This is a genomic window from Vibrio sp. LB10LO1 (assembly GCF_010092875.1).
GTDB lineage: Bacteria > Pseudomonadota > Gammaproteobacteria > Enterobacterales > Vibrionaceae > Vibrio > Vibrio campbellii.
The window spans coordinates 41,147-55,222 of record NZ_JAADJW010000008.1 but is presented as its reverse complement, the minus strand read 5'-3'; the positions used below and the strand labels follow the sequence as shown (position 1 = coordinate 55,222).

General features: G+C 48.1%; 10 protein-coding genes. 2 read left to right on the top strand and 8 right to left on the bottom strand.

What is annotated here, in order from left to right; all coding sequences use genetic code 11:
- Positions 1-47: 47 nt before the first annotated feature.
- From GXP65_RS07805 to GXP65_RS07780, 6 genes are all read right to left on the bottom strand, one after another.
- The gene (locus tag GXP65_RS07805) at positions 48-2,753 is read right to left on the bottom strand and encodes a GH92 family glycosyl hydrolase (RefSeq protein WP_162092467.1); all 2,706 of its coding nucleotides are present in this window, start codon (positions 2,751-2,753) and stop codon (positions 48-50) included.
- A 47-nt stretch (positions 2,754-2,800) separates the two neighbouring features.
- On the bottom strand, positions 2,801-5,221 hold the full coding sequence (locus GXP65_RS07800) for a GH92 family glycosyl hydrolase (protein WP_162092466.1): 2,421 nt from the start codon (positions 5,219-5,221) through the stop codon (positions 2,801-2,803).
- 134 nt (positions 5,222-5,355) lie between these two features.
- A complete protein-coding gene (locus tag GXP65_RS07795) occupies positions 5,356-8,187 on the bottom strand; it encodes a GH92 family glycosyl hydrolase (protein ID WP_162092465.1) in 2,832 nt (943 codons plus the stop codon).
- Positions 8,188-8,308: 121 nt separating this feature from the next.
- The gene (locus GXP65_RS07790; RefSeq protein WP_005453038.1) at positions 8,309-9,709 is read right to left on the bottom strand and encodes a fructose-specific PTS transporter subunit EIIC; all 1,401 of its coding nucleotides are present in this window, start codon (positions 9,707-9,709) and stop codon (positions 8,309-8,311) included.
- 11 nt (positions 9,710-9,720) lie between these two features.
- Complete coding sequence (locus GXP65_RS07785; RefSeq protein WP_021018112.1) at positions 9,721-10,161, bottom strand: PTS sugar transporter subunit IIA; 441 nt, start codon at positions 10,159-10,161, stop codon at positions 9,721-9,723.
- Positions 10,162-10,740: 579 nt separating this feature from the next.
- Positions 10,741-11,220, bottom strand: a complete 480-nt coding sequence (locus GXP65_RS07780) for a peptide-methionine (S)-S-oxide reductase (RefSeq protein ID WP_162092535.1) — start codon at positions 11,218-11,220, stop codon at positions 10,741-10,743.
- A 159-nt stretch (positions 11,221-11,379) separates the two neighbouring features.
- Here GXP65_RS07780 and GXP65_RS07775 point away from each other — a divergent pair, with 159 nt between their 5' ends.
- Both GXP65_RS07775 and GXP65_RS07770 read left to right on the top strand, forming a co-directional pair.
- A complete protein-coding gene (locus GXP65_RS07775) occupies positions 11,380-11,769 on the top strand; it encodes a VOC family protein (RefSeq protein ID WP_162092464.1) in 390 nt (129 codons plus the stop codon).
- Between the two features lie 91 nt (positions 11,770-11,860).
- Positions 11,861-12,601, top strand: coding sequence for a DNA-binding transcriptional regulator YciT (locus GXP65_RS07770; protein WP_162092463.1), 741 nt, complete (start codon positions 11,861-11,863; stop codon positions 12,599-12,601).
- Between the two features lie 5 nt (positions 12,602-12,606).
- Here GXP65_RS07770 and GXP65_RS07765 read toward each other — a convergent pair whose 3' ends face one another.
- The gene (locus GXP65_RS07765; protein WP_162092462.1) at positions 12,607-13,494 is read right to left on the bottom strand and encodes a DMT family transporter; all 888 of its coding nucleotides are present in this window, start codon (positions 13,492-13,494) and stop codon (positions 12,607-12,609) included.
- 117 nt (positions 13,495-13,611) lie between these two features.
- On the bottom strand, positions 13,612-13,968 hold the full coding sequence (locus tag GXP65_RS07760; RefSeq protein ID WP_162092534.1) for a VOC family protein: 357 nt from the start codon (positions 13,966-13,968) through the stop codon (positions 13,612-13,614).
- Positions 13,969-14,076 lie beyond the last annotated feature (108 nt).

Here is a 14,076-nt window from a genome sequence, read left to right as displayed (position 1 = left end):
TTTTTAGGGGGCTGGATGCCCCCTTTCGTTATTTGGATAGGTATCGGTTACTGCGCTTTCATCGCTTCAGATTTGTCTGAAGTCATGACGAAATGCAGCTCACCACCGTCTTTCAAATCGCTGTGCGCGAAGCTGAAGTTGTCACTCAATTGTTTGCCGTTGATGGTCACCGACTTCACGTAGATGCTCTCTTGGCTGTTGTTTTCTGAGGTGATGGTGAATTTACCGTCCGCGACTGGAATCACGGCTTTGTCGAACAGAGGACGACCGATGGTGTAACTTGCTTCGCCCGGTGTGACTTGGTAGAAGCCCAATGCAGACATCACATACCACGCCGACATCTGACCTACGTCTTCGTTACCAATCAGACCTTCATGCGTTGGGTGGTAGAACTCGTTCATCGCTTGATCGACGATTTCTTGTGTCTTCCAAGGTTCTGCCGTCCAGTTGTAGAGGTAAGGCACGTGATGATCTGGCTCGTTACCCATCACGAACTGACCGATGTAGCCAGACATGTCGTGTGATTGGCTCGTATCAGCGTTGGAGTCTGCATTAAACAGCGCATTCAAGTTAGCGAGGAATGCCGCTTTGCCTTGTTCGGTGATGTCTTCAGGAAGAGAGAAGTCAGTGCGGTCGATGTGCTCGCCACCCATCACGTTAGCTAGACCGTTCAAGTTGTGCGGTGCAAACCATGTCCATTGCCATGTGTTGCCTTCGGTAAAATCTTCACCACGGTGCTCGGCGCGGTAAGGCCAGAACACGTCACTTTCGTTGAGTGCTTTGCGGTCTTTACAAGCGTTGTAGTCCATACCGTCTGGGATAGACAGCGCCATGTTGTCGTCCAAACATTCTGCTTTCAGGTTATTTGCCCAAACTTTGCTGCCGCTGTTCATGTAAGCCGGACGCATAAAGCCCGTCGCACCCAATGCGTTGCCTTTGGTGTCTTGCAGTTTGCCGTATTGCTCTGGGTTGTAATCGAAGTAGTTCTTGAACGATTCTGAGCGCGCCATGTAGCGGTCATACTGCTGGTCGTTGCCCGCAAGTTTAGCGATCTGAGCGATACACCAGTCGTAGTATGCGTTCTCAAGACCGTAAGACACCGACTCGTTCACGAGCTCGTCGTACTTATCGACTTTCAAGCCTTCCACGTAACCCGGTTTGTCACCAGAATCCGGTGCCCATTTGGTGTTAGCTGGAATAAAGCCGACGTCTTCTTGGTAGTCGTTATGACGCGTCATGACCGTGAAGCGTTTGTCACCGTTCCAAGCGTCTTGGTAAGGCACCCAGCTTTCGGTTTTATCAAGGTTGAAGTTGACTGTTTCGTCAGCGGCTTTCAGTGCCAAATCAAACTCAGCAGAGGTAAAGGCTTCTGGGTGTTTGACCATGATATCGGCAATAACCGAGACCGCTGGATGACCGACCATTTCACCGGTGTAATCCGAGTGCAGTTCCCATTTTGGTAATACGCCGCCCGTTTGGTATTTGTTCAATAGATCGCGTGCGTGTTCAATTGCGCGGTCTTTATCGATGATGGTTTTCAGTGGGTGTGCGGCGCGGAAGGTATCCCACATTGAGTATACCGAGTAGTTCACTAAGCCATCTTCTGCTTGGTGCACTTTGCCATCCATGCCACGGTATTTGCCATCCACATCTTGGTATAGGAATGGAGCAACAAACGTACGGTAGAGCGAGGTGTAGAACATGGTTTTGTCGGCTTTGTTGCCGCCTTCCAGTTCAAACTCGCCAAGGATGTTTTCCCAAGCCAAGCGGTTTTGTTGTACGACGTTGTCGAAGTCCCAGCCGTTGGTGTCTGCTTCTAGGTTTTTCAGTGCGCCGTCAACGCCAGTACCAGAAATCGCTACTTTGACCACCAATGGCTCATCGCTCTTACCAAAGTTCAAATGCGTCAGGACATCGTTTGCGCGTTTTGCCAAACGTTCTGGGTCAGGTTCTGGCTCGCCCGGCATTGGTTTGTGCTCTGCGTAGCCACGGTAATCTTCCAAGCCGACTTCGGTAGCGTCAGTTGGAGTCAGTTTGCTTTCAGAAGCCAGCTTGGTGTACAGGTTCTCTTCAATGATTGGATCAGAGAATTCTGCTGCGAAGAACACGGTTTGCCATTGACCCCATTCGTTTGAGGTACGTGCGCCTACGACGGTAGTGTCGTTAACGCGTTTGTAGTAGATGCTGCGAGAGTGATTGCCGTATTGCTCCAACAGTTCGTGTTGCAGGTCGATACGTACTTTGCGGTCTTCACCCGGCTTGAAGGTGTAACGTTGGAACGCCACGCGGTCGGTTGCTGACAGCTCAGCTTTTACGCCGGTTTCTACAAGATCAACCGAGTAGTAACCAACCTCTGCCACTTCCGAGCTTTTATCCATGGTTACGGCATCGGTATTGAAGCCTGTGTATGGCAAGAAAGCGAAGTCGTTTAGGTCGCCTTTACCTGCGCCGGAAATGTGGGTCATTGAGAAGCCAGAAAGCAAGCTGTGTACTGGGTCGTATTCGACAGGCGAGCCTTTGCCATTCCAACCGTTTGGGTCGAAGTTATCTGGTGATGGCTGAATCATACCTTCTGGCATAACTGGAGACGGGTTAACGTTGCCAAGACCTTTAGTGCCGATCAAGGTATCAACGAATTCCAAAGTAGGGGTAGAGATAACTGGAGTTTCCGGATCAGAGTCGCTGCCACAACCAGCAAGACCAAGCATGGCGGTTAACACTGCGGTAGAGAGTAGGGTTCTTTTTAGTTTCATTGTTTTTATTCCACGAGAAAAGGGGACACGAGGTCCCCTCAAAATCATTATTCGCCAAGGTTGGCTTGCATTGCTTCAGGCTTGTCAGCCGTCATCACGAAGTGCAGTTCGCCGCCTGCTTTGAATTCGCTGTGCTGGAAGGTGTTGTACACATCCAGAGGCTTACCGTTGATGGTTACTTCTTTGATATACATGTTGTCTGGACCGTTGTTCTCAGCCGTTACCGTGAAGGTGCCAGAGCCAATGTCTACCGTCGCTTTGTCGAAGATTGGGCGGCCGATGCTGTAGGTTGGATCGGTTGGCGAGATTTGGTAGAAGCCCAGTGCTGACATCAAGTACCACGCCGACATTTGACCTACGTCTTCGTTACCGATGATGCCGTCTGGCGTCGGTTTGTAGAACTGGTCGTAAACTTGGTCTAGATATTCCTGCGCCTTGTAAGACTCTTCAGTGCGGTTGTACAAGTAGATGACGTGGTGCGAAGGCTCGTTACCGTGAATGTACTGACCGATGTAGCCTGTCATGTCTTGGTGCGCTTCACCGCCATTTGGATCGGCAGTAAATAGGTTGTTCAGCTTGTCGTTCAGACCTTGCGTGCCGCCCATGATTTCAGTCAGTTTGTCCAAGTCTTGCATGAACGCCCATTGCCACTGCCACGCGTTACCTTCTGTGTAGTAGAACGCGTCAGACTTGTATGGGTCGAAATCAGTTGAAGCGTATTTCAGCGCACATGGGTCGCCTTCTTTCAGTTCTGTTGGTACGAAGAAGCCCGTGCCGTCTGCGTTACCTGCTTCTGCATCCCAGTGTTTCAAAGAGTTGTAAGAACGAGCTTTGAACTCTTCATACGTGTCCATATCGCCAGCGGCTTTTGCCATTTCTGCGATCGTCCAATCGTAGAATGAGAATTCCAACGAGTACGACACTGAGTTCCAGTTCGGGTAGCGAACACACTGTTCTTTCTCGTGGTAGTTCAACTGGCCAGCCATGAGTGAGCTTAGGATGTCGTCATGAATCTGTGGGTATTCATGCGGTGTGTAACGCGCTGATTTCACTGAAGCCGTGTAAGCTTGCTCTGCATCAATCAAGCCTTTGGTTACCGCGTCGCCCAAGATCGCTGCTGATGGGTAGCCGATCATGGTGCCGGTTTCTGAGCCGTGACCTTCCCATTTCGGCAGTAAACCAAACTCGTCGTTGGATTTACGAATCAAGTCTTTCACGTATAGCGTTGCTTGAGCTGGGTCGATGATAGTCCACATTGGGTGAACGGCGCGGAACGTATCCCACGTTGAGTAAATCGAGTAGTTTGGTGTGTCGCCATCTTTCAGTGTGCGCACTGTGCCAAGCATATCCACGTATTGACCATCCACATCGTAGAACTCGATTGGCGCGATCATCATGTGGTACATGCCAGTGTAGAAGTTGGTTTTCTCTGCGTCTGTGCCGCCTTCAACTTTGATTTTTGCTAGTTTCTCAGCCCACGCGTATTCTGCGTCTTCTTTTACTTTTGCTAGATCGAAACTTGGTGCTTCCGCTTCTAAATTTTTCTGTGCGCCTTGCCAGTTAACTGGAGAGATACCAACACGGATTTCAATTGGCTCTTCGCCTGTGCCGAAGTTTAGGTAAGCGGTCAGATCATCGCCTGAGTAAACCGCGCCATTGCGCATTTCGCGCGTTGGTTCAAGGTCTTGTTCGCCCAATAGTGCTTTGGCGATTGGTTGGTTGAATTTCGCGTAGAAGAAGATGTCTTGACCTTGGTGATCTTGCCCTTGGAACCAGCCTGTTGAGGTTTTACGACCGCGAATGGTGTATTCGTCCACCACTTCAACTTTGTTCTTCAAAGACTTGCCGTTGTTGTTCATTAGGGTATGACCCAAATCGAACTTCACGTTGCGGTCCGCGCCATCAGCAAAGGTGTATTTGTGCAAGCCAACGCGTTTGGTTGCGCTCAGTTCTACTTCGATTTGACCTTGGTTTAGCTTGGTTTTGTAGTAGCCTGCGCTTGCTTCTTCATTGGCTTTGTCGAAAGAGTTCAGCTGAGTGTTTGCCATGTCTGCATATGGCAGAACCAAGATGTCGCCTAAGTCCGTTGCGCCTGTACCTGAAAGGTGAGTATGGGAGAAGCCGTACAGCGGAACGTCAGTGTTAACCACTTCGCCAGTTTCGTAGTTGGATGAATCCCAGTAGCCAGAAGCTGAGTGCCATGGGTTAAGTCCTGATTCATGGTCTGTGTTAGAACCGATGAAAGTATCTGGAGACAGCTGAACCATACCTGCCGGTACCGTCGCGCCCGGGAATGTATGACCAGAAGCTGCTGTGCCGATCATTGGATCGACGTATTTCAACACCGCGAGATCAATAATTGGATCGCCCGGCAGTGAAGAGGAAGAATCGTTGTCGCTGTTACAGCCAGCCAAGCCACCCGTCAGACCAACCAGGATAGCCAAAGAGATAAGATTACGTTTAAACATGTGCATACCGTTTTGTCGTTATTTGTATATAAAAAAGTGTTTATAAGAGACTGTTTATAAAGGACTGCTTATAAAATTTTCTTGTAGGGATAGCCGGGAGATGCGCTCTCCCGGCTGAGTTGTCACTATTGGGATTAACGAGAACCTGCTGGCATCTCGTCTTCATGCAAGAACTCACCGATGCCTTGCGCTGGTGGAAGATCTTGCTCTAAAGAGCCCCAACGTTGATTTGGTTTGTCGCCCATCACGAACTCCAACTCACCGCCGTACATGATTTCGTCATGAGTCAGGTAAGTACGGTTGAAGTCTTTGCCGTTGTAGCGAGCCGATTGAATGAAGATGTTTTCGCGGCTAACGTTCTTCGCGGTCACCGTGAACTTCTGGTTGTTGCCGACATCGATAGACGCGCTTTCGAACAGCGGAGTACCGATTTCGTAGATGCCAGAAGAAGCGTTCACTGGGTAGAAGCCAAGTGCACGGAACACGAACCACGCAGAGAGCGTACCGAAGTCGTCGTTACCACAAATGCCGTCAGCGGTATTCTTGTAGCAAATGTTGGTTGCTGCTGCGATGGCTGCCTGACCTTTCCAAGGTTGACCGACGTAGTTGTACAAGTACGGCACGTGGATATCTGGTTCGTTACCTTGAACGTGCTGACCAACGTTACCTGTGTTGAACACAGGGAATTGGTTGTCGCCAGCGTTGCGGTCTGGGTAGGTTGACCAGTACTCATCCAAGCGAGCTGCAAACAAGTCACCGCGTTCTGCTTCAGGGTTTTGTGTCTTGTCGAAGCGTGTCATCAGGTCAATCAAGCCATGAATGTCGTGCTGAACACTGAACGAGTATTGCCAGCCATTCGACTCAGAGAATGCCCAGTTGAACATGTCTGGACGCCAGTCTTTACCCACCGCACGACCGGTGATTGGGTCTACCCAACCTGCATCGATAAACTCGCCATCGTAGTCACGGGCTTTGAACCAACCTTGGTATTGCTTACCACCGAAGTCGAATTGCGCTTGCCAGTTTTTAGAACGGTTAGCGAACTCGGTGTAGCGTGGATCTTCTTCACCAAAGACTTCTTTGATCGATTGCGCGATTGCCCAGTCGTTCATTGAGTATTCAAGCGAGTAAGATGCTGTCCAAGAGTCTTTAAATGGTGAGTGACCGCCGTAAGAATCTGGTGGAGTGTCGTGCAATTGCGCTGGCACGTAACCTTGTTCTTCGTACTCTTTGATCCATGCTACGCCTTGACTCGTTGCTGCGCGTGCGTCAGTGATCATCGCTTCAACTAAGCGCTCTTTTACGTCTTTGCGCTCTGCCTCTGTAAAACCAAGGTCGATCATGCGTTTTTCTAGTGAACCTTTCGACAACACATCATGAATCACAGGCGTTGAGTGCATGCCCATCATCATGCCGGTTTCGTTGCCTTTGAATGTCCACTCAGGCAGACGACCTTTGCGCACGTTGCCTTTGTCATCCACCCATTCTTCTTCGGCGTAAGACAACATAGACAGAACCACGTCTGCTAGGCGGTCTGGCTCAAGAATCGAAGACAGCGGTTGAACTGCGCGGTAGGTATCCCATAACGAGAAAGTGTCGTAGCGCGTGAAGTCTGCTTTGCCATCTTTGTTAGCATCGGCAGTGCGGATTGACTCTTTCAGCGTATCAATCTTATCGCCCCAAGGTGTGTTGCCATCTGGGTAAGCGTTGCGACCTTGGTGAACTTGGCGGTAGCGACCATCTAAGTCAGAGTGAATGGTTTGACCTAGGTACGAGTGGTACATCGCGGTGTAGAACGTCTGTTTGTAATCTTCGTCGCCAGAGACTTGGATCTTGCCGAGTTCGTCTTCCCATTTCTTCGTTGCCGCTTCGCGTACTTGGTCGAAGTTCATGCCAGCAACTTCTGTCATGTTAAGAGAAGCACCTGATTTACCATTCTCGCCAATCTCAACGTTTGATAGCGCCAATTTCGCTTCAACCGTTAAGCCGTCTTTTGATGTGTCGAATTCGACGTAAGCACGCGCGTATTGGTACTTGCCGCGTGTTTCGTTACCAATTTCCGTAATGCCTTCTGGCACGTCCATGTAACGACCTTGCTCTTTATCGTAGTAAGCAAAGCGAACGTTTTTGATTGGTTGGTCGAATTCCATCACGAAGAATTCTTTGTGGCTTGGTGCCCAACCATCTGAGAAACGGTGACCTTCTAGACGGTTATTGTCTTTGTCCCATTTCAAGTAAGAATCTGAGGTGTAGTCCCAGTTAATTTTGAAGCCAGTGTTCACGATGATTTCTGACTTCTCATCACGAGGGAAGGTGTAACGGTGTACACCAACGCGATCAGACGCCGTCAACTCGGCTTTGATGTCGTAATCCAATAGATCGACTTTGTAGTAGCCTGCCGTAGCTTGCTCGTCACGATGTTGGAAGCGAGACGCTTCTAGGTTTAGCGTTGCCGAACCTTCATCAATCATGTAATCCGAACGCGAGTTGATTGGCATGACGAGAATGTCGTTCAAGTCGCCAGCACCTGCTCCGGAAAGGTGGGTATGAGAGAAACCGGAAGTACGTGCGTCGTGGTAGTAGTAGCCTGAAATGTATTCCCAGCCGTTAGAACCGTTGTTTGGAGAAAGCTGCACCATGCCGTGTGGTGTGGTTGCACCAGGGTAGGTGTTGCCTAGGTTACCTGTGCCGATGAATGGGTTGACGTAGCGTGTTACGTCCATATCGGCGAAATCTACCGGGATGTGAACGCCCATGTCGATTTCAGGTGTTTCTGGGTTTGGCTTGTCATCACAGTCGCCATCGCCAACTGGAGGACATACTGGCTTGCCGCCGTCAGGAATATCCGGCAGTGCAGGGTTGGTGTCACCGCCTTCATAAATGTTGGTTGTGTCGTCGTTACAGCCAGTCAGACCGACTAGACCACTGAGAACTGCGCAAGCGAGTAGGGAAGGTTTGAATTTCATTTTTAAAGCCTTGTAAATTGTAGGGTTATATAATTAAAAAAATCAGGGGTATTACTAAAACTTAAAAACTTGAAATAGAGCCCTTTGGGGGAAAGGGCTCTTAGGGGGAGGAGCTTAAGGTTTAAGCTTTCACAAGAGTCGCTGCGTTACGCATCGCTTCTTTCGTTGAACACTCAACAACGTTTGCTTTTGCAAAGCGGTGAGCGTCTTTTACTTGGATATCGTGAGCTAGAATAACCAGCTTCGCGTTTGCTACATCTAGGTCAGTGATGCGGTTCTGGATACCGTTTTGACCTTGAGTTTCTACTTTGATTTTCAGACCCGCTGCTGCACCTGCTTTCTCTAGTGCTTTCGCTGCCATGAATGTGTGTGCTACGCCAGATGGGCAACATGTTACTGCTACGATGTCGTACTCGCCTTCGCCTGCTGCTGGAGCCGCTTGAGCTTGTGCAGGTGCTGCTTCAACGATTTCGTCTTCTGCTTCTTCTTCAGCAACTGGTTTCCAGAAGCCAACGATAACTGCTGTTGTTAGTGAGCCTAGTGCGATACCCACAACGTACATTGGGATGTTGCTTGATACAGGAGCTGTGATTAGACCGCCCCATGGTGCGTGTAGTAGTACGTCTGTTAGGAAGCCGAACACACAGCCAACGATACCACCAGCAACGATTGAAGGAAGAACGCGTACAGGGTCGTTTGCTGCGAATGGGATAGCACCTTCAGAGATACCGATAGAACCCATGATTGCTGCTGCTTTACCTGCTTCTTGTTCTTGCTTAGTGAACTTCTTCTTGAATAGGAATGTTGCTAGTGCCATACCTAGAGGAGGCGTACAGATTGCGATACCAACACCACCCATTAGCCATGGTTGAGTATCAACTTGAGTTTGAGCAAATAGCGTTGCTACTTTGTTGATTGGACCACCCATATCGAATGCAGTCATACCACCAAGAATCGTACCTAGAACCACTTTAGAAGCGCCAGCCATAGAAGCTAGGAATTCGTTCATAGAAGCCATGAAGATCTTGATTGGCTCACCGATACCCCATAGAACGATACCTGCAGAGATAAGCGTACCTAGTAGAGGGTAGATGAAGTAAGCGCCCAACGCAGTCATGTTAGCAGAAAGAGGGATCTTCTTAAGTTGGAATACCACACCACCAGCGATGAAGCCCGCTACGATACAACCAAGGAAGCCGCCGCCCATATCAGCCATGATGCCAGAAGAGATCATCGCTGGCGCTAGAGCTGGTTTGTCGGCAATTGAGTAGCCAATGAAGCCGCCAAGAATAATTGGGAACAGCACCAGACCTTTAATACCGATATTAGAAATATCAGCCAATAAACCGTCCGCAGGAACCGCACCTTTACCTGATGCCATTACCGCTAGCGCTAGTAGTACACCACCCGCAACGATAAATGGAAGCATGTGAGAAGTACCGAATAAAAGGTGACCTTTCATGGTACTTAGGATTTTTTTGAAATCGCTATTATTACTAGCTTGAGCTGTGATTGTACTCATAATTTCACGCCTTATGAATTAATTAAAATATTTAGTATTTGGTTTTCGTCTTTTGCGTTATGAATATCTTCAATAAACTCTTCGCTAAATTTGCCGAATAATTCTTGAAGAACATAAATATGGTGGTCGGCACCGTTATCTGGTGAAGCAATCATGAAGAATACAGTCGGTTTGACTCCTTCTTCGTCGCCATACTCGATGCCTTCGCGCTTTACGCCAACAGCGATTGCAGGCTCTGTAACCGCTTTGCTTTTTGCGTGTGGGTAAGCGATGCCGTCCATTGAAGTCACGCTCAATGCTTCACGTGCTTCGATGTCGGTTAAAAAAGCCTCTTTGCTGCTGACTCGATTATTTTCGAATAGCATTTGCGCTAGCTCTTCAAAGACTTCTTTTTTATTATTTGCTTGAAGGTTGCCTTTAATTAAATTGACGTTTGTTAGTTCTGTAATCATTTTTTGACTCATTGGTACTGAAGTAATGAGGCAAATTTAATTAATGTTACGGTTTTCTGAAATAGTAAAAAAAATCCAATAACTATATTTTTGTATCACTGAGAGCTAAGTGTGATAGAAGTCATTAATATCAATGAGCTAGAAGAGAATTAGTATTGTGACTTATATTCCATTTATTTTGAAATTAATAATGAAGCTTGAAAATAAACGAGAAGGGAGTCAAATATGGTTCAATTTTGCTATAAAAAAGAGGCTTTGTGCTAAAGCTCCTCCAATAGTCCTTTTATTAACGTAATTTTCTGTATCTTTGAGAAAAGACATAGAGCGGGCAGCACTCTTTTTTTGAAAGCTTTTCAGGCTCAATTGTGTTGATTGCTCGCGGACAGTAGATTCCGTATTGCGCTCCTTCGTCGCTGTACGGAATGACGGCTTTCGTTGGGGTAATAGCTGACGGCCTGCACAAGCTGACGGGTGATCTCGGACAGTTCCTCCCCTTGATATACATTGGCTAATTTAAGCTCCGAATCTGAAGCCAAGGGGAGATTAGGAGGGGTTGGTACGCTGAATTTGGCTAATCCATTAAGACGGATTTTTGTACTTATGCAGCAAATCTAACGGGATATGGCAGTAGTCGTTTGGAAAGCGCGTGAGTCTGTCTTGGTGCTCATCATCACTTGGTACATAGTTTGTGAGTGGCAGTACTTCTACGGCGATCTTCTCGGCATCTGGTCTTGCTGCGATAAATGCTTTTGCAATCGCTAGGTGTTGTTCGCTTTGGCTATAAACACCGGTACGGTACTTTTCACCTACGTCTTCACCTTGTTTGTTAACGCTATGCGGGTCGATTATCTCAAACAGATACCCCATTAAAGTTTCAACCGAAACTTGCTCAGGATCGAACTGGGTTTTCACGCATTCTGCGTAGCCATCGTATTCGGATTGAGTGTTGTCCGTCTTGCCATTTGCTCGTCCTGCTTGGGTGCTGATTACGCCCGGAAGGTGGCGCATAAATTCTTGAACGCCCCAAAGGCAGCCGCCTGCGAAGTAAATTTCTTCCATCATTCTGTCCTGAAAAATCTTTGCGCCATTATGGGCATCACTTTCACTCAAACACAACTCCAACCATAAAACAGGAACAACTCAGAAGTGATTTGCTCTCTTTTTTGTACTGCTTTTCCTCGTTAGATTGAACGCAGTTAAGAGCTAGGGGGAATCCTAATGAAAATTGAACATATCGCGATTTGGACTGAACGTTTGGAAGAGCTAAAATCCTTCTATGAGAAATACTTTAACGCGGTGTCTAACGACAAATACCACAACCCAACTAAACAGTTTTCATCTTACTTTCTTTCGTTTGAAAGTGGTGCACGACTGGAGTTAATGTCGATGGAAGGTGTGACCGCCTGTGAAAAATCTCATGCGATGCAGGTAACAGGGTTGGCACACTTTGCCCTTTCTCTAGGATCAGAGCAGGCAGTGGATCAATTGACCAAAACCTTAGTGAATGATGGCTACCAATGGATCGACGGTCCGAGACAAACAGGTGATGGTTACTACGAAAGCTGCATCTTAGATCCGGATGGCAACCGTCTTGAGCTTACGGTGTAACGCAGCTTAGCTTATTTCTATCGTTCACAGGTTGCTTTCATATGAAAGTGTTCGGGCGTATACTGCAAGCTCATCTATAAGGAGCGAGCCTGTGAACTCAAGACAAAACGAAATCCTGCAATTGGTTAATGACCGCAAACGCGTTCAAGTGACGGAGCTTTCTGACATCATTGGCGTGTCGGGCGTGACCATCAGGCAGGATTTGAACTTCCTTGAGCAACAAGGCTACTTAAAGCGTGTACACGGCGCTGCGACCGCGCTACAAAGTGACGATATTGATACGCGACTTGAAGTGCGCTTCGACATCAAACAGGCGTTAGCCAACAAAGCGGCAGACTTGGTATCACCAAACGAAACCGTATTGATCGAAGGCGGAAGTGCTAATGCGCTCTTGGCTCGCACGCTGGCTGAACGCGGTGACGTCACCATCATTACCCCATCGGCGTACATTGCCCACCTCATCCGTAACACCTCAGCTAACATCATCTTGCTTGGTGGTGTGTATCAGCATCAAGGCGAGAGCTTGGTTGGACCGCTGACTAAGCTGTGTATTGAGAAAATTCACTTCAGCACGGCTTTCTTGGGTATTGACGGCTTCCATCAAGATACTGGCTTTACTAGCCGAGACATGATGCGCGCAGAAATCGCTGAAACCATCATTGCGAAAAAGCGCCGTAACATCGTACTGACGGACTCAAGCAAGTTTGGGCAAATCTACCCATCTTCGATTGGTAAAACGAGTGAAATCTCGGTGCTGTTAACCGACGAAGCCGCTCCGAAAAGCGACCTCGAACAGTTGAGAAAGCAAGGTGTAGAAGTGGTATTGGGCTAACTAATCTACTTTGCCCTTCTTCTAGCAAGCACGGCGGCAGGGGAGAAGCCTGTCACCAACATCGTTCCACTCAGCACCAGAATGGTACCTATGATGGTATTGAAGCCGATCGGCTCGCCCAGAATTAAATAGCCCCATAGGATACCAAAAACAGGGACAAGGAACGTGACCGTGAGGGCTGAAGTTGGGCCAATTTCAGAGACTAAGTGGAAGTAAAGTAAGTAGGCTAAGCCGGTACATAGCACACCGAGTGTAATCACAGAGCCCCATTCAAAGGTGCTCGGTTCTGCTCGCATTGGCAAGAATGGCAGCAAAGGCAGTACCCAAATCACGGCTGCCCACATGCTGCCGTGAGCATTATCAAAGGCAGGGACTTGTCGCGCATTCTTGGTGTAGTTGGTTGCAATACCGTAGCTGAATGAAGCCATTAAACTCGCCCCGATAGGGAATATTGCCTCGCCGCCAATTGTCGAAGAATCCAAGCCAACAAGAACGGCGACACCGCCAATACCTATCATCATGCCAAGAATCGCTTTTGCGCTTAACGGGCTGCGATACCAAACAAAGCCAATTAAAGCCCCCCATATCGGTGCCGTTGAGTTGAGAATAGCTAACGTTGATGCATTCAGTGTTTGTGCTGCATACGCGAAAAGCAGAAAGGGTACGGCACTATTAAACAAGCCAATAATGAAAAAGTGTTTAATGTGTTTGAAGAAGACCACTCTCTTTCTGAGGTAGAGGGCAATCAACAATAATGCCGCTGCTGCGAAGGCTACTCGAAACTCAATTAAGTAAGCGGGTCCAAATGTATTGGCGGCGACTCGCATAAATAGAAACGAACCTCCCCAAATAGCAGCGAGACAAAGTAAGCGAAAAAAACTGGCTGCACTCATGTTACATCCTTGGTCGAGGTCTAGCGCCTCATTGATTAATTGTTGCGCTAACAGTGACTTAAACCAAAGTTGAGATCAACCCGTAATCCAATGTCAGTTCCGATTCTGGCTTATAAATTAATGACTCTCAGACCAGACCGCGAACTCATTGCCACTCGGTTCGGTGAAATGGAAACGACAACCTCCGGGGAATTCAAAGATCGGGCGTATGACTTGCCCTCCGAACTGCTCAACTTTGGCTAACGTGGCGCGAATATCTGAGCTGTAGAACACCAAAAGCGCAGCCCCATTTGTTGTTTGGCTGACTTGCTCCGCTACATAAAAGCCACCGTCTAAACCTTGACCTGTAAATGCGCTGTACTCGGGGCCGTAATCAACGAAGCTCCACTCAAAGGCTTGCTCGAAAAACCGCTTTGTTGCGCGGATGTCTGGTGTGCCAAACTCAACGTAATTTAACTTTTCATGTTGGGACATCATGGTGTCCTTTTCATCGATGTGTTTTTCTGTCAGTGTACTGGTTCACTCCTCGAGAAACTTATCACTTCCTCGAATTTTATTGCTAAACCTGATGTTCTGAGAAAA